1 protein-coding gene is annotated in these 538 nt (G+C 41.6%); it reads left to right on the top strand.

From position 1 onward, the window contains the following. Window positions 1–120: 120 nt before the first annotated feature. On the top strand, window positions 121–538 hold a 418-nt coding region (locus tag R7093_RS27610; protein WP_318147326.1), incomplete at its 3' end, for a PTS transporter subunit EIIC.

Below are 538 nucleotides of genomic sequence, written 5' to 3'. Positions count from 1 at the left end.
AGTACTAGAGCAAGCATTAGAATTAATTAACTAAGCCAATAATTTGAAATAAAAGAAAATTGTTCATCAAATATAAATATTTGATGCGGGATTATTTTGTCTGAAATAAGGATGGACTCTATGAAGCTTTATGACGCGATTATAGGAACAGTCGAAAAGCATATAGCCCCTATCGCTGCAAAAGTGGGTAATCAACCCCACGTTCGCGCAATGAGAGATGGTTTTATTGTCGCTATGCCGTTTATCATCGTGGGCAGTTTCATTTTGATTTTTGCATTTCCACCATTTGCTGAAGATACGACGTTTACCTTTGGTCGTCTTTGGCTCGACTTTGCTACCACTCACTTTGACACCATTATGATGCCTTTCAATATGTCGATGGGGATCATGACCATCTTTGTGTCGCTCGGTGTCGCCTACAGTCTGGCGAAAGCGTACAAAATGGATGGGATCACTAGCGCGGTTTTATCTTTAATGTGTTTCTTGCTGGTGGCTGCACCAGCTCAAGATGGCACGTTAGCGATGAAACACATGGGCG

It is taken from the genome of Vibrio sp. 1580, from assembly GCF_033340055.1.
The sequence above is the reverse complement of the archived record's forward strand: the minus strand, read 5'-3'. Positions and strand labels throughout refer to the sequence as shown.